A 15,622-nucleotide genomic window follows, 5' to 3' on the forward strand; every position below is an offset into this window, starting at 1 on the left:
AGATACATCACCGCCACCTCGTGCGCGATGTGGCGCACCACGGCCAGGTCGTGCGCGATGAACAGGTAGGACAGCCCGAACCGGCCGCGCAGGTCCTCCAGCAGGTTGATCACCTGGTTCTGGGTGGAGACGTCGAGCGCGGACACCGCCTCGTCGCAGACGACCAGGCTCGGGTTGAGCGCGACGGCGCGGGCGATCGCGACCCGCTGGCGCTGCCCGCCGGAGAACTCCGCCGGGTAGCGGTCGGCGTGGCTCGCGGGAAGCCCGACGACGTCGAGCAGCTCGGCGACCCGGGCCCGCGCGTCGCGGGGTGTGAGGCGTTCCTGCTCGCGCAGCGGTTCGGCGATGCTCTCGCCGATCACCGAGCTCGGGTCCAGCGAGGAGTACGGGTCCTGGAAGACCATCTGCATCGTGCGGCGCATCTCCCGCAGCGCCCGCCCGCGCAGCGCGGTGACGTCGGTGCCGTCGACGCGTACCCGCCCGCCGCGGACCGGGACCAGCCGCAGCACGGCGCGCCCGAGCGTCGACTTGCCCGAGCCGGACTCGCCGACCAGGCCCAGGGTGCGGCCGCGCCCGACCCGCAGGTCGACCCCGTCGACGGCCCGGAGCACCCGCCCGCGCCCGCGCGGGCCGGGCGAGCCGAACGTGACCCGCAGGTCCTCGACCTCCAGCAGGTCGTCGCCGGTGTCCACCGCCGTCGCATCGCTCATCGGGCACCTCGCAGGGTCAGCTCGTCGTGGCGCAGGCAGCGCGAGAGATGGTCGGGACGGGTGGTGAGAAGCGGCGGCGGTTCCTCACAGGCCGGCAGGGCGTACTCGCAGCGGGGCGCGAACCGGCAGCCCGGAGGCATCGCCCACGGCTCGGGCGTCCGCCCCGGGATCGACGGGAGCCGGTGCCCGCGCGATCCGAGCTGGGGCATCGCCGCCAGCAGCCCCTCGGTGTAGGGGTGGCGGGGGTGGTCGAACAGCTCGCCGACGTCGGCCTGCTCCACGACCTGCCCGGCGTACATCACCACGACCCGCTCGCACACCTCGGCGACCACGCCGAGGTCGTGGGTCACCAGCAGGACGCTCATCCCGAGCTCGGCCTGCATGCTCGCCAGCAGCTCGAGGACCTGCGCCTGGATCGTCACGTCCAGGGCGGTGGTCGGCTCGTCGGCGATCAGCAGCGACGGCTCGCAGCTGACCGCCATCGCGATCATCGCGCGTTGCCGCATGCCGCCGGAGAACTCGTGCGGGTAGTCGTCGGCGCGGCGCCGGGCGTGCGGGATGCCGACCAGGTCGAGCACCTCGACCGCCCGGTCCCGGGCCGCCCGCCGGGAGCCGCCGCGGTGCAGGCGCACCGTCTCGGCGATCTGGTCGCCGATCCGGAACGCCGGGTTCAGGCTGGTCATCGGCTCCTGGAAGACCATGGCGACCTCGTTGCCGCGCACCGAGCGCAGCTCCCGCTCGGAGAGCCCGAGCAGGTCCCGCCCGCCGAGCGTCACCGACCCGGACGCGACCCGTCCGACGCCGCGGGGCAGCAGGCCCAGCACCGAGAGCCCGGTGACGGTCTTGCCGGAGCCGGACTCGCCGACCAGGCCGACGATCTCGTGCTCGCCGACCGAGAAGGTGGTCCCGGCCACGACGGTCGACCAGCCGTGGTCGGTGGCGAACTCGACGCGGAGGTCGGACACGCCGAGCAGGGTGGAGGTGGTGGCGGGTGCACTCATGGCGCGGCCTTCCGGATCCGGCGGCCCAGGGCGTCGCGCAGCCCGTCGCCGATGAGGTTGAACGACAGGGTGGCCACCGCGATCGCGACGCCGGGCCAGAACACGAGCAGCGGGGTGGAGCGGATCTCCTTGAAGCCGCTGCCGAGCATCACGCCCCAGCTCGCGGTGGGTGGCACGACGCCGAGCCCGAGCAGGCTCAGCGCCGCCTCGGCGAGCAGCGCCGCGGCCAGCATCACCGAGACCTGCACCAGCACCGGGGAGGCGACGTTCGGCAGCACCCGCCGCGCGATGATCTTCCAGGCCGGGGTGCCGATGCTGATCGACGCCTCCACGTAGGTCTCCGCGCGGACCTGCAGCGTCGCCGCACGGGTCACCCGGAACAGCCGCGGGGCGTAGACGATCCCGAGCGCGACCATGGCGTTCTGCAGGCCCGGGCCGGTCGCGGCGATGATCGCGATCGCCAGGATGATCGCCGGGAACGTCATCAGGACGTCACCGGCCCGCCCGAGCAGCCAGTCCACCTTCCCGCCGACGTAGCCGGCCAGCAGGCCCAGCGGGACGCCGACGGCGGTGGCGATGGCCACGGCCAGCGCGGCCGCCATCAGCGACACCCGGCCCGCGTAGAGCAGCCGGGTGAACGTGTCCCGGCCGAGCGAGTCGGTGCCCAGCCAGTGGTCCGGTGTGGACAGCGACAGCCTCCGCGGGACGTCGATCGCCTCCGGTGCGTAGGGCGCGATCAGCGGCGCGGCCAGCGAGGCCAGCACGAGCACGGCGAGCACGACCAGGGCGACGAACGCGGGGCGGTTGTCCCGGAAGCGGCGCCAGAAGCCGGGCCGGTCGGGCCCCGGCGCCGGTGCGGACGACGGTGGCGCGGCCGGTGGCGGGGTCGCGGCGGGTGCGGTGGTGGTCATGACTGCCGGATCCTCGGGTTGAAGTAGCCGTAGGACAGGTCGACGAGCAGGTTGATCAGCAGCACCAGCGCCGCGACCACGAGCAGCACGCCCTGCACCATCGGGAAGTCCCGGGCGAACACCGAGGTGTAGGCGAGGTTGCCGAGGCCGGGCAGGGCGAACAGCTGCTCGATCACGACGGTGCCGCCGATCAGGCGGCTGGCCTCGAGCCCGAACGCGGTGACGACGGGCACGGCCGCGTTCTTCAGCGCGTGCTGCCCGACCACGCGCGCCGGGGGCAGCCCCTTCGCCGTGGCCGTGCGCACGTAGTCCTCGCGCAGCACGCCGGTCATCCCGGCCCGGGTCTGCCGGGCGATCACCGCGGCCGGCGCCAGCCCCAGCGCCGTGGCCGGCAGGAACAGGTGCAGGAACCACTGCAGCGGGTTCTCGGTGAGCGGCACGTAGCCGACCGCCGGGAAGATCGTCAGGTTGATCGCGAACAGCAGCACCAGGATCATGCCGACCCAGAAGTACGGGACGGCCACGCCCAGGCTCGCCGCGAACGTCGCGACCCGGTCGATCCAGGTGCCCGGACGCATCGCGGCCAGCACCCCGACCGCCACTCCGAGCACCAGCGCCACGGCGAGGCTGAGCAGTGCCAGCGACAGGGTGGCGGGCAGCCGGGAGAACACCGCGGCGGCCACCGACTGGCTGGAGAACAGCGACTGGCCCAGGTCACCCTGCAGGACCCCGCTGAACCAGTGCCAGAACTGCACCAGGAACGGGTCGTCGAGGCCGAGGCGCTCGCGCACGGCCGCGATCTGCTCCGGGTCCGGGTTCTCCCCGGCGAGGGCGACCGCGGGGTCGCCGGGGACCAGCACGATCAGGCTGAACACGCAGAAGCTGACCACGACCAGCATCGGGACCGTGAACGCCAGCCGGCGGGCGAGAAGACCGAGCATCAGAACCTCCCTCAGGGGTTGATCGCCGCTCCGCGGAACTGGCGGGACGCGTCGGCGTAGATCTCGACCCCGCCGACCTTCGCGTTCTGCACGTAGGGGGTCGTCAGGTTGCACAGGGTGATGTGCGGCGCCTGCACCTCGGCCACGCGGTCGAACAGCTTCGTGAACTGCGGTGCCCGGTCGGCCGGCGTCGCCCCGCGGGAGGCGGCCTCGTCGGCGGCGACCATCTCCGGGTCGGTGAACCCGCCGGGGTTGTTGAACCCGTCCGGGCGGTAGTACTCGGCCGTGAGCACGCTCGCGTCCGACTCGGCCTTCTGCTCGAACAGGATCGCGTCCACGCTCTTGGACACCGAGAAGTCCTCGGCCAGCTTGTTCAGGTCCACCGGGGTGATCGACATCGTGATGCCGACCTCTGCGAAGTTCGCCTGCATGATCTGCGCGATCTGCTGGTAGACGTCGAGGTTGACGACCTCCATGTCGAACGAGAACCCGTCCGGCAGGCCGGCCTCGGCGAGCAGCTGCCGGGCCCGTTCCGGGTCGTGCCGCGGCGGCGTCACGTTCTTCGACGACGCGTAGTAGAAGTCCGGGAACATCTGCCCCGCCGGCTGGCACAGGCCGCTGACCAGCAGGCTGATCGACTGCCGGTCGACGGCGACGTTCATCGCCTGGCGGACCTTCTCGTTGCCGAACTCCGAGCGCGCGGTGTTCAGGTTCAGCGTGTAGCTCGACAGCGAGGGCTGCTGGCAGATCGTCAGGCCGGACTCCTGGGCCGGGCGCAGCATGCTGGCCCGCAGGAACGTCACGTCCGCGGCACCGGTGGTGACGGCGTTGAGCCGGGCGTTGTCGTCGCCGGAGATCAGGTAGGTCATCTTCGCGAGGCGGGCGGCGTCCGGGTTCCAGTAGCCCGGCACCCGGGTGTACTCGACGCGGTCGCCCGGGACGTATCGGCTCATCGTGTACGGGCCGGACCCGCCGGTGGGCTTCACATCCTCGCCAGGCTTGTCGAACGAGGCCGGGCTCATCATCATCCCGGCCGAGCCGCCCAGGATCGTGATCAGCGGACCGGCCGAGGCGTCGGTGACGAGGCGGACCGTGCGCTCGTCGAGCACCTGGACGTCGGTCAGCGATTCCAGCCGGTTCGCGTTGAACGAGCCCTCGGAGTCGCGGTGGCGCAGCAGGTTGGCGCGCACCGACTCGGCGTCGAACGCGACGCCGTCGTGGTAGCGCCAGCCGGGGATCAGGCGCATGTCCACCGACCGGCCGTCCGGGGAGAGCTTCCAGGACTCGGCGAGCATCGGCTCGGCCTCACCGGCGGCGTCGACGTGCACGAGGCTGTCGTAGACCGGGTAGAGGTACATCTGGCTGTTGTTCGTGGTGATCTTGTCCGGGTCGAAGCTCGTGTTGTCGACCGAGTAGATCCAGGTCAGCTCCGCGTCGCGGTCGGCGCGCGGCGCGACCGGCGGGCAGTCGATCGGGCCGGTGTCGGCCTGCGGGATGGCGCCGGTCCCCGCCCCGCACGCGGTCGCGGCGACGAGCAGCAGGGGCAGCATCAGCACCGCGAAGCGGCGCGGCGTCACGTGGCGGGTGGTGGACGGGCGCACGGGGACCTCCTTGTCCTGCGTCGACCCTCAGGGGCGCGTCAGCGCGAGTTGCGGCGGCGCTGGGACCACATCTGGGTGGCGCGTTCGAACTCGACGGCGGCGTCCCAGCCGATGCCGGGCGGGCCGAGCTCGGTGCGGAACGACCGGACGGCCTCGCGGGCCAGCGCCGGGTCCTTGGCCGGCTCGGCGGCGAGCCGGTGCGCGGTGTCCTCGACGTCGGCGTCCGGGACCGCGGCCCATGCCATCCCGATCTCGGCGGCGCGGCGGCCGTCGACCTCCTGGCTGAACAGGCCCATCGCGGCGGTGGCCTCCCGCCCGGCGGTGCGCCCGGCGATGGTGAAGAACCCGCCGCCCGGGTGCAGGCCGATCCGCAGGAACCCGGCGAGCAGCCGGGCGTCAGTGGCGACGACCCGCAGGTCGGTGGCGAGCATCAGGTTGATCCCGGCGCCGACGGCGGCCCCGCGGACCGCGGCGATCGTCGGCACGGCGAGGTTGCCGACCCGCACGAACGCCTTGTAGACGGCGCCGGTCTCCTGGAACGTGCCGTCGGCTGCCTGGTCGGCGCCGGGGTTCCAGGTCCGGCGGTCCGCCCCGGAGCAGAACGTGCCGCCCGCCCCGCGGACCACGGCGGCCCCGATCTGCGGGTCGGCGTCGATCTCCTCGCAGGCGGCGACGAGTTCGCGCCCCATCTGCGGCGTCAGCCCGTTCTTCACCTCCGGCGAGTCGACGGTCAGGGTCGCGACCCCGTCGGTCTTGTCCAGGACGATCGAGCCCATCGGTGTTCCTCCACAGTGCGGTTGGGTGCGGTCAGGGGGTGCGGGTGGCGACGAGGACGTCGACGGCGACGGCGCCGGTCGGTCCCACGATCAGCGGGTTGATCTCCAGTTCGGCCAGGTCGGGGCGGCGGGCGACGGCGGAGCCGACCCGGACGATCGCCTCGACGGCGGCGTCGACGTCGACCCGCGGGGCGCCGCGATGCCCGGCCAGCAACGGCCAGCACCGCAGCTCGCGCAGCAGGGCGTGCGCGTCGCCGGGAGTGATCGGGGCCAGCGCGGTCGCGACGTCGCGGTGCACCTCGGTGGCGGTGCCACCCAGTCCGACCGTGAGCACCGGCGGCCATCCGTCGCGCCCGCCGCTCGCGCCGACCAGCAGCTCGACGCCGTCCGGGACGGCCTGCTGGACCAGCACCCCGGCCAGGCCGGCCACGGTGGCGGCGAGCTCGTCGAACACGGCGGCGGCCCGCTCGGCTGCGACGCCGAGCCGGACGCCACCGGCCTCGGTCTTGTGCTCCAGCCCGGGGGCGACGGCCTTCATCACGACGGTGCCGCCGGCTCCGGCCAGCGCCCGGGCCGCGTCGGCGGCCTCGGCAGCGGTGCCGGCGTGCGCCGACGCCGGGGTGGCGACACCGATCGCGGCGAGCAGCGCCCAGCCGCCGTCGGTGGCCGGGCCGAGGTCGTCCGCCGCTTCCGGGAGCCGCGGCAGCGGCGCCCTGTCCGGCGCCCTGCCTGACGCCGTGCCCGGCGCCGTGTCCGGCATCCGGTCGGGGGCCAGCGCCCCGGCCACCCGGGCCGCGACGGCGATCGAGGAGAACACCGGGATCCCGGCCTCGCGCAGGATCGCGCGGGCGCGGGTGGTCCGGTCCTGCCCGGCCAGCCACACCACCGAGCACGGCACGCCGCTGCCCGACATGGCGGCCGTCAGGTCCTCGGCCAGGTCCGCGGCCTCGTCGCCGACGACCATCGTCAGCAGGATCAGCAGGGCGTCCACCGACGGGTCGGCGCAGACGATCGAGCAGACGTCGCCGAACGCGCGCTCGCCGGTGTTGAACAGCTGCGCGGTGACGTCGACCGGGTTGGCCAGCGCCCCGAACGCGGGGACGAGGCGGGAGAGCTTGTCCTGGGTCTCCGGCGCGAGCTCGGGCAGGGCCAGGCCGTGGCCCTCGCAGCGGTCCGCGGCGAGGATGCCCGCCCCGCCGGACGTGCTGACCGCGGCGATCCGCCGACCGGCCGGGCGGGGCTGCCCGCGCAGCACGGTGGCCGCCGCGAGCAGCTCCTCGACGTCGTCGACCAGCACGACGCCGTACCGGCGCGAGACCAGGCGGAACGCGGTGTCGTCGCCGAGCATCGCCCCGGTGTGCGAGACGGCGGCGCGGCGCCCGGCGCCGGACCGGCCGGACCGCAGCACCACCAGCGACGTCCCGGCCGCTGCGGCCTCGACGGCGAGGCGCTCGTAGGCGGCGCCGTCGCGGACCGACTCCGCGTAGACGGCCAGGACCGAGATCTCCGGGTCCGCCGCGAGGTACCGGCCGATCTCGGTCAGGTCCACGTCGGCCTGGTTGCCGGTGCTCACCCAGGCGGTGAGGTCGAGGCCCTGCTCGGCGGCGATGTCGAGCACCGAGCCGCCGATCGCGCCGCTCTGCCCGACGTAGGCGATCCCGGAGCTGCCCCGCAACGGCCGGTCGGCCGCCGCGGTGAACGTGGCGAACAGGCGGGTGGGGGCGTAGTAGATGCCCTGGCAGTTGGGGCCCAGGACCCGGACGCCGGACTCCCGCGCGGCGGCGACGAGCTCGTGCTGCAGCTCGGCGCCGTCGGTGCCCACCTCGGCGAACCCGGAGGCGAACACGACGACGGCGGCCGCCCCGGCGGCGCCGGCCCGGCGTACCGCGTCCGGGGCGTGCGCGGCCGGGACCAGCGCGAGCACCAGGTCGACCGGGCCCGGCACCGCGTCCAGGGACGCGAAGCAGGGCAGCCCGGCGAGCTCGTCGTACTTCGGGTTGACCGGCCACACGTGCCCGGAGAACCCGCGCTCGGCGAGCCATCGCAGCGGGCGCGCCATCGGGCTGTCCGCCCGCCCGGTCGCGCCGAGCACGGCGACCGCGTGGGGCCGGAACACCCGGCCCCAGTCGGTCGGCGTCGCAGCCTCCGGCCCGCTCGGCCGGGTCGCGTCGACGGTCTCCGTCACGGGGTGGACCTCCTCGTCCGCGGGGCACGACAGGGGACCCGTCACGCGGACGGGTGCCGAGGTACGTGCTGGTCTCCGGTGCTGTGGCGGCACTCGGCCGCGGTGACCCGGTTCACACACGGTAAGTCGACACCTGTGTCGACTACAAGTCTTTCCGCTGCCGATTTTGTATGCGATCCTTCGCGGCGACCGGAGGGCCCGCTGGTGGTGGAGTGACGGGTGACGGAGCAGATGACGGGGTGGCGGAGCAGGTGACGGGCGAGGCGCGCAGCGGCGTGGGCAGCCGCAGGCGGGCGAGTATCGGGGCCACGCCGAGCACCGCGCGCGGGCGCCGGACCCGGGCGCTGCTGCTGCAGGGCGCACGGACGGTGTTCGAGCGCGACGGGTTCCTCGACGCGCGGGTCGCGGACATCGCCGCCGCCGCGGGCACCGGGCACGGCAGCTTCTACACCTACTTCGACTCCAAGGCCGACGCCTTCCGCACCCTGGTCAACGAGGTGATGGAGACCGGGCTCTACGCCCCGGCGCAGCCTCCGAGCCCGCGCAGCGGGGACGGCCGGGCGCCGACGGTGACCGAGGCGTGGCGGCGGATCGAGCAGGGCAACCGGCGCTACCTGGAGCTGTTCCGTCGGGACAGCCGGCTGCTCGCGCTGTTCGAGCAGGTCGCCTCGTTCGACGAGGAACTGCGGCGCTACCGGCTCGAACTGCGCGAACGGTCGGTCGCCCGGGCCGCGGCCGGGATCGCGAGACTGCAGGAGTGGGGTCTGGCCGACGCCGACCTGGACCCGGTGCTGGCCTCGCACGCGCTGAACTCGATGGTCACCCAGTACATCTACTACTGGCTGGTGCTGGGTCAGGAGCACACCGAGGCGGACTCGGTGCGCACGCTGACCCACCTGTGGGCCCGCTCGATCGGCCTGCCCCACCCGCCGTAGATCACGACCCGGTCACCACCAGGGACACGCGGCCGTCCGCGGGCGACAGACCGGACGTCCGGCACGCATGCTGGGACGGTGACCGACGAGCCGCAGGGCGCACCCGCCGTCGACCCGTCGCCGCCCGTCCGGCCGCGCACGGTGTGGGCGACGGTGAAGCGCACGCTGGCCCGCGCCTGGGAGGACAACATCTTCTCCGAGTCCGCGGCCGCCGCGTTCTGGCAGACGCTGTCGCTCCCGCCGCTGCTGCTCGGCCTGCTGGGCAGCCTCGGCTACGTCGGCGCATGGTTCGCGCCGAACACCCTGGAGCTGGTGCGGGAGCAGATCGTGGGGGTCGCCGGCAGGCTGTTCAGCGGCAACGCCGTCGACGAGATCATCGCCCCGACCGTCGACTCGATCCTGACGACCGGGCGCGGCGAGCTCGTGTCGCTGGGCTTCGTGATCTCGCTCTGGTCGGGGTCCTCGGCGTTGTCGTCGTTCGTGGACGCGATCACCCGGGCGCACGACCAGTACGGCGTGCGCAACGCGGTCTGGCAGCGCACCATCGCGCTGCTGATGTACCTGGTCGGGCTCGTCGCCGGGATCGTCGCGCTGCCGCTGCTCGCGCTGGGGCCGGACCGGGTGACCGGCCTGCTCCCGGCCGCGATGCAGCCCGGGGTCCTGTCACTGATCGGCTGGCTGTACTACCCGGTGCTCGGGATCGCGCTGATGGCCGCGCTGACCACGCTCTACCGCACGGCGCTGCCGGCCAAGCCGCCGTGGCGGCGCTGCCTGCCGGGCGCGCTGCTCGCCGCCGTGGTGTTCCTGGCCGGGGTGACCGGGCTGCGCATCTACCTGAACTGGATCACCGGCACCGGCTACACCTATGGCGCGCTGGCCGCCCCGATCGCGTTCCTGCTGGCCGCGTTCTTCATCGGCTTCGCGGTGGTGATCGGCGCCCACTTCAACGCCTCGATCCAGCACTTCCACCCGGTGCGGCTCAAGGACCGCCGCGGCGTGGTGGAGCAGCCGGCAATGGTGCTGCCCCCGACCCGGGCCTCCGATGCGCAGCCGTCCGGGCCCGACGCCGGGACGACCGAACCGCACCGGCCCCCGGACCCCGCACCCGCGGACGGCGCCGCACCCTCACCCGGCGCGGCCGCGCCCCGGCTCGGCGGCCCCGCCGAGCGTCACGATGTGGCGAGGGGTGCCGCCACTTCGTGACGCCCGGCGGGTTCGAGCTGGTTGCCGCGCATCGGGCGTCACGAAGTGGCGCTCGGACCGCCATTTCGTGACGCTCGACGTCACTCGTGTCGATGGGCGTGACGCATGCCGGCCTCGACGCCGGGTCGTGCTGGCGGTGGCGTGGGCGGTGGTGGCCCCGGGCGGTCAGGGTTCCCGGCTCTGCTCCAGCGCGGTCGTCGCGGCGGCGCGCAGCAGGGCGTGCTCGGCGGCGAGGCCGAAGAAGGAGAACCCGAGTGAGCGGTAGCGACGCAGGTTCTCCGGCCCGGCGCACCAGATGCCGGTCGGCAGTCCCGCGTCGGCGCAGGTCGCGGTGATCCGGGACAGCAGCGCGTCGTAGTCGGGGTCGCCGCCGTGCTGCGCGGCCAGCGGCACGCCGTGGGCCAGTGCGAGGTCCGAGGGGCCGACGAACACCGCGTCCAGCCCGTCGACGGCGACGATCTCCGGCAGCGCCGCGACCGCGGCCCGGGTCTCGACCATCACCACGCACAGCCCGGGCGCGTCGGTGTCGCGGCCCTGCCAGCCGAGCCGGGTCGGGCCGTAGCTGCGCACACCGGACGGCGGGTACCGGCAGGCCGCCACCGCGGCGCGGGTCTGCTCGGCCGTGTCCACCAGGGGCACGATCACCCCGGCGGCGCCCCGGTCCAGGGCGCGGCTGATCGGCCCCTCGCCGTGCTCGGGCACCCGGACAAGAGCGTGCGTCCCGGTCGCCGAGAGCGCCTGCAGCAACGGGAGCAGCGCGTCGTCGCCGATCAGGCCGTGCTGGGTGTCGACCACGACGAAGTCGAACCCGACCGAGCCGATCACCTCGGCCGTCGCGGCGGAGGGGAGCTGGAGCCATCCGCCGACCATGTCGCCGGCGAAGCGGAGATCGTCCATACCCGCACTGTGCCGTCCTGGTCCGGTTCACGCCAGGGCGAGGTGCCGACGGCGTGGGGCCGGGGCGGGCCGGGCGGCGTGCGGGCATCATCTGCAGGCATGCACGTGAGGGAGCTGCCGGCGCGGCCGGTGATCGGGATCCTGCACCCGGGGGTGATGGGCGCCGCGCTGGGTTCGGCGCTCAAGGCCCGCGCCGGTGCGGTGATCTGGGCCGACGCGGGCCGCACGCACGCCACGGCCAAGCGGGCCGAGATCGCCGACCTGGTCGCGGTCCCGGACGTCGCGGACCTCGCCCGGCGCGCGGACCTGATCATCTCGATCTGCCCGCCGCACGCCGCCCGCGACGTCGCCGCACAGGTCGCCGCGGCCCTACGGGGACGCGACGAGCGCCCGCTCTACGTCGACGCGAACGCCGTGTCGCCGCAGACCGTCGCCGCCGTCGAGCAGGTCCTCGGCGCCGGCACCGTGTGCGACGGGGCGATCATCGGTCCGCCGGCGTGGGAGCGCGGGCGGACGGTGCTCTGGCTCTCCGGGCCCGGTGCCGCGACCGTCGCCGGCCTGTTCGAGGACACCCCGTTCGACGCCCGCGTGCTCGGCGACGAGATCGGCGCCGCGAGCGGGCTCAAGGCCTGTTTCGCGCTGCAGAGCAAGGCCCTGCCGACGGTGTGGCTCGCGGTCGAGGAGGCTGCGGCCCGGTTCGGCGTCACCGACGCCCTGCGCGGCGAGATGGAGCGCACCGGTACCGGTTACGAGGCGGCGCTGGGCGCGATCCGGGACGCGGCCGGCGGGAAGGCCTGGCGCTGGGCGGGGGAGATGGACGAGGCCGGCGACGCCCTGGCCGCGGTCGGCGTCCCGGACGGCTTCTCGCGCGCCGCCGCCGAGATGTACCGCCGCGAGTCCGAACCCGGGTCCGCGCCGCGTCCCGAGGGGGCCCCTCGGGACGCCTGAGGTCCCGAAGGATCCCCTCGCGGCGAACGGGGAGCTCACGGCGCGCCGGGGGCGCTCCGGCGGGCCGCGCGCAGGCCGTCGAGATCGTCCTGGGCCAGCGACCGCCAGAACCTCAGTGCCGCGTACTCCATCTCCAGCCCCAGCTCCAGGGTGATCATGCGGGGCCCGGCCGCCGGGCTCTCACCGAACCGCTCGACCATCTGCTCGTAGTCGTCGATCCGGGCCCGGTGCTGCGCGATCTGCTCCTCGGCGAGGCGGTACACGTCGTCGGGGTCCCCGACCTCGTTGAAGAACAGCTTCAGCTCGGCGATGTCGCGCATCTGGAAGTGCTCGTCGGTGGGGGAGGCGAGCCAGCCCCGCAGGGCGTCGCGGCCGACGTCGGTCAACGAGTAGGTCTTGCGCCTGCGCCCGCCGTCCTCGCTGGCGCACTCCAGGAGCCCGGCACCGGTCAGCCGTTCGGGCTCGGAGTAGAGCTGCGCGTGCGGGAAGTGCCAGAAGTAGCCGACCGAGTGCCCGACGGCCCGCTTCAGGTCGTAGGGGGTCGACGGCCCGCGCAGGGCGATCATCCCGAGCACGACGTAGGACGTCGTGGACAGTCGCACGTCCATCCGCCCAGCCTATCCGCGGTCCGGGACCGCCCCGTGCGGCAGGCAGGTTTGTTCGTACGGTCCGTTCCGGACGGGCGACCGCCGTCGCGGCCGTGGGGCAGCTCACGGGGGCACCGGGCCGACCTGTCAGGGCGTGCGGTCCCCGGGTGCCCGATACTCGTTGCCATGAGCGACCCGTCGACAGCGTCGTCCGACTCCGCCGAGGTCATGGAGGCGCCGATCCCGGTCGTGCCCGCCCCGTACCACTCCCCGGAGCGCGAGGCGCTGCAGAAGCAGGCCCGCGAGTTCGCGACGAGCCGCGTGCTGCCCCTGGCCAACGAGCTGGACCCGCAGAAGGGCGAGATCCCCCGCGCGCTGCTCGACGAGATGGCCGAGCTCGGCTACTTCGGCATCACCGTGCCCTCCGAGAGCGGCGGGCTGGGTCTGGGCGCGTTCGAGTACTGCATGGTGGCCGAGGAGCTGGCCCGGGCGTGGATGAGCGTCGGGTCGATCATCGCCCGCGCGCAGGGCGCCGGCACCGGCGTCGCCGACGAGGCCCGCCGCGGCGAGCTGCTGCGACGCAGCGCGGCGGGGGAGTGGATCGGCGCGATCGCGCTCTCCGAGCCGGACGCCGGGTCGGACCTGGCCGGGGTCGAGACCCGCGCCGTGCGCGACGGCGACGACTTCGTGATCACCGGGCACAAGCGCTGGACCGGCAACGCCCGGGCCGCCGACTTCATCCAGGTCCTGGTGCGCACCGACGATCCGGAGCCGGGGGAGCGGCGTTCGGCAGGGCTCGCGACCATCGTGGTGGAGAAGGAGCGGGACAGCTTCCCGGACGGTCTCACCGGCACCCCGATCGACAAGATCGGCTACCACGGCTTCGTCACCTGGGACCTGCACTTCGACGGCCTGCGCGTGCCGGTGGCCAACCAGCTCGCGGCCGGCGACCAGGGCTTCGCCTCCACCCAGGCCTGGCTCAACATCGCCCGGGTGCACACCGCCGCCCGCGCGGTCGGGCTGGCCCGCGCCGCGGTCGAGGACTCGATCGGCTACCTGCAGGAGCGCCGGCAGTTCGAGCACCCGATCGGCGACTTCCAGGCGCTGCGGTTCAAGCTCGCCACGATGGCCGCCAGGGTGGAGCAGGCGCGGTCGTTCTACCAGCACGTGGCGCACCGGCTCGACCAGGGCGAGCCCTGCGAGCGGGAGGCCGCGATGGTCAAGCTGCTGGCCACCGAGATGGCCGCGGAGGTCACCGGGGACGGCATCCAGCTGCACGGGGGCAACGGCTACACCACCGAACGCCAGGTGGAGCGGCACTGGCGCGACGCCCGCCTGACGACGATCTTCGAGGGCACCAGCGAGATCCAGATGAAGATCATCTCCGACCGCCTGCTCCCGCGCGCCGGGACGAGCTGAGGCACTAGCGGAACGCTCCGCGCACCATGCCGAGCACGTCGTCCTCGCCCAGTCCTAGCCGGCGGGCGAGGGCGACCAGCTCGTTCGCCCGCTCGGTGATCTCGGCGTGCCCGCCGGTGGCCGTCGCGGTGAGCACCGCGCCGCGCCCGCGGCGCAGGTCGACCATTCCCTCGTCGCGCAGCTGCTGGTAGCCGCGCAGGACCGTGTGCAGGTTGATCCCCAGGGTGGAGGCCACCTCGCGCGCCGGCGGGAGCCGGTCGCCCGCCACGGCGTGACCGGCCGCGACGGCGTGGCGCACCGATGCGGCGACCTGGTCACCGAGCGGTACCGGTGACGAGGGGTCGACGCGGATCAGCACGTGCGGTCCGGGTCGTCCGAGCGCTGGCGGTCCGGCTCGGCGTTGAGAAGGCCCGCGGCCGTCCCGGCGTCCGGCACGGTCACGAGGAACTCCCGGCCCCCGGTGAGGTCCAGGGCCAGGGTCTCGCCGCTGCGGGTCGCGCGATAGCCGGCCAGGCCGGTGGAGCTCAGCACCCCGTACTCGTTCCACCCGAGCCTCGTGGGGTCGAGCGGCACCGCCCGGGCGACGCGGATCTCCTCCATCGGCGCCGTGACAAGGGCGCGACGCAGCAGCGGCTGTTCGACGCGGACCCCGGACCCATCGACACGGACGCGGGCGTAGGCGCTCAGCAGGCTCCAGATCGCTGCCGCCAGCAGCATCGCCGCCACCGTGAGAGCACCGTCGTTGATCCACACAACGACCTGCACCGCTGCTGCCGCGAGCAGGATCGCGACACCGACGAGCCCCCGGCGGGAGACGACGGTACGGGTCCACACGACCCGCTCGGAGGCGGCCAGCAGGATCCGCGCCGCGCCGGGTGGCGGGACGCCGGTGGCGGGGCGCCGGGCGTCGGGCCCGGCGGCGAGATGCCCGACGGCGTAGACGAGGGCGACCGCCGGCAGAACGGACATCGCCCACCGCCATGCCGGCGCGTCCGGGAAGCGCTCCATCGCCGCCAGCCACGCCACGATCGGCACCAATGTCCAGGCGGTGGCGGCCTTCTGTCGCTGTCGCGGCGAGGTGCGGTCGGTGGTGCTCAGCACGAGGAACCCGCCGAACACCAGTGTCCAGAGAACGCTGATCCCGTGGCCGACGTCGCCGTGCGGCGCCCAGAGGACGGCGACGGCGGTGACGGAAGCGGCTGCTGTCCCCGCCGCGGCCACGGCGACGCGACGACGTGTGGTGCGGACGGTCGGATCGGACATCGGTTCCTCCTCGGCCCGTAGCACCATTGTTTGCAATGTACTAGAACAATATGGCTTCCGCACCCGGGGCGGCCCGGGATAACGTCCGTTCATGCCGCTCGACCCGATCTTCCGGACCATGCTCGACACCCTGGAGAGCGCCGGTGCGCTGCCGTTGGTCCGGGGTGGCCCCGTCGAGTCCCGCGAGCACTACCGCGCGCTGTCGCTGTCGCGCCGCGGGCCGGGCTTCGTCCCCGAGGAGGTCG

At 74.0% G+C, this 15,622-nt stretch carries 15 protein-coding genes; 4 read left to right on the forward strand and 11 right to left on the reverse strand.

Annotation, left to right across the window (positions count from 1 at the left end; translation table 11 throughout):
* The 7 genes from I4I78_RS19245 to I4I78_RS19275 form a co-directional block, all read right to left on the reverse strand.
* Positions 1-710, reverse strand: a 710-nt coding sequence (locus I4I78_RS19245) for a dipeptide/oligopeptide/nickel ABC transporter ATP-binding protein (RefSeq protein ID WP_218612765.1), incomplete at its 3' end; no start/stop codon positions are given.
* On the reverse strand, positions 707-1,711 hold the full coding sequence (locus I4I78_RS19250; RefSeq protein ID WP_218612766.1) for an ABC transporter ATP-binding protein: 1,005 nt from the start codon (positions 1,709-1,711) through the stop codon (positions 707-709). The genes I4I78_RS19245 and I4I78_RS19250, both read right to left, overlap by 4 nt.
* The gene (locus I4I78_RS19255) at positions 1,708-2,622 is read right to left on the reverse strand and encodes an ABC transporter permease (RefSeq protein ID WP_218612767.1); all 915 of its coding nucleotides are present in this window, start codon (positions 2,620-2,622) and stop codon (positions 1,708-1,710) included. Before I4I78_RS19255 ends, I4I78_RS19250 begins: the two co-directional genes overlap by 4 nt.
* Complete coding sequence (locus tag I4I78_RS19260) at positions 2,619-3,563, reverse strand: ABC transporter permease (protein WP_218612769.1); 945 nt, start codon at positions 3,561-3,563, stop codon at positions 2,619-2,621. The genes I4I78_RS19255 and I4I78_RS19260 overlap by 4 nt, the downstream gene beginning before the upstream one ends.
* An 11-nt stretch (positions 3,564-3,574) precedes the next feature.
* Positions 3,575-5,164: an ABC transporter substrate-binding protein gene (locus tag I4I78_RS19265; RefSeq protein WP_218612770.1), complete on the reverse strand. Its 1,590-nt coding sequence runs from the start codon at positions 5,162-5,164 to the stop codon at positions 3,575-3,577.
* A 38-nt stretch (positions 5,165-5,202) separates the two neighbouring features.
* Positions 5,203-5,940 carry an enoyl-CoA hydratase-related protein gene (locus I4I78_RS19270; protein ID WP_218612771.1) on the reverse strand — a complete coding sequence of 246 codons (738 nt, stop codon included), beginning with the start codon at positions 5,938-5,940 and terminating at the stop codon, positions 5,203-5,205.
* A 31-nt stretch (positions 5,941-5,971) separates the two neighbouring features.
* Positions 5,972-8,125 carry an acetate--CoA ligase family protein gene (locus I4I78_RS19275; protein ID WP_218612773.1) on the reverse strand — a complete coding sequence of 718 codons (2,154 nt, stop codon included), beginning with the start codon at positions 8,123-8,125 and terminating at the stop codon, positions 5,972-5,974.
* Between the two features lie 239 nt (positions 8,126-8,364).
* On the opposite strand from I4I78_RS19275, the gene I4I78_RS19280 reads away from it, so the two are divergent.
* Both I4I78_RS19280 and I4I78_RS19285 read left to right on the forward strand, forming a co-directional pair.
* Complete coding sequence (locus tag I4I78_RS19280) at positions 8,365-9,060, forward strand: TetR/AcrR family transcriptional regulator (RefSeq protein WP_218612778.1); 696 nt, start codon at positions 8,365-8,367, stop codon at positions 9,058-9,060.
* A 78-nt stretch (positions 9,061-9,138) separates the two neighbouring features.
* The gene (locus I4I78_RS19285; RefSeq protein ID WP_218612780.1) at positions 9,139-10,263 is read left to right on the forward strand and encodes a YihY/virulence factor BrkB family protein; all 1,125 of its coding nucleotides are present in this window, start codon (positions 9,139-9,141) and stop codon (positions 10,261-10,263) included.
* A 165-nt stretch (positions 10,264-10,428) separates the two neighbouring features.
* Here the strand turns inward: I4I78_RS19285 and I4I78_RS19290 are convergent, their stop codons facing one another.
* Positions 10,429-11,160, reverse strand: coding sequence for an HpcH/HpaI aldolase/citrate lyase family protein (locus I4I78_RS19290; RefSeq protein ID WP_218612781.1), 732 nt, complete (start codon positions 11,158-11,160; stop codon positions 10,429-10,431).
* Positions 11,161-11,259: 99 nt separating this feature from the next.
* Between I4I78_RS19290 and I4I78_RS19295 the strand changes: the two genes are divergently transcribed.
* Complete coding sequence (locus I4I78_RS19295; protein ID WP_218612782.1) at positions 11,260-12,108, forward strand: DUF1932 domain-containing protein; 849 nt, start codon at positions 11,260-11,262, stop codon at positions 12,106-12,108.
* A 35-nt stretch (positions 12,109-12,143) separates the two neighbouring features.
* On the opposite strand, the gene I4I78_RS19300 is transcribed toward I4I78_RS19295, so the two are convergent.
* Positions 12,144-12,716, reverse strand: coding sequence for a PadR family transcriptional regulator (locus I4I78_RS19300; protein ID WP_218612785.1), 573 nt, complete (start codon positions 12,714-12,716; stop codon positions 12,144-12,146).
* A 165-nt stretch (positions 12,717-12,881) separates the two neighbouring features.
* Between I4I78_RS19300 and I4I78_RS19305 the strand changes: the two genes are divergently transcribed.
* Positions 12,882-14,114, forward strand: coding sequence for an acyl-CoA dehydrogenase family protein (locus I4I78_RS19305; protein WP_218612792.1), 1,233 nt, complete (start codon positions 12,882-12,884; stop codon positions 14,112-14,114).
* 4 nt (positions 14,115-14,118) lie between these two features.
* Here the strand turns inward: I4I78_RS19305 and I4I78_RS19310 are convergent, their stop codons facing one another.
* Entirely contained in the window at positions 14,119-14,472 is a 354-nt protein-coding gene (locus I4I78_RS19310; RefSeq protein WP_218612794.1) for a GntR family transcriptional regulator, read from the reverse strand.
* Positions 14,466-15,377, reverse strand: a complete 912-nt coding sequence (locus I4I78_RS19315; protein WP_218612795.1) for a hypothetical protein — start codon at positions 15,375-15,377, stop codon at positions 14,466-14,468. Before I4I78_RS19315 ends, I4I78_RS19310 begins: the two co-directional genes overlap by 7 nt.
* Positions 15,378-15,622 lie beyond the last annotated feature (245 nt).

Source organism: Pseudonocardia sp. KRD291, from assembly GCF_019263595.1.
GTDB lineage: Bacteria > Actinomycetota > Actinomycetes > Mycobacteriales > Pseudonocardiaceae > Pseudonocardia.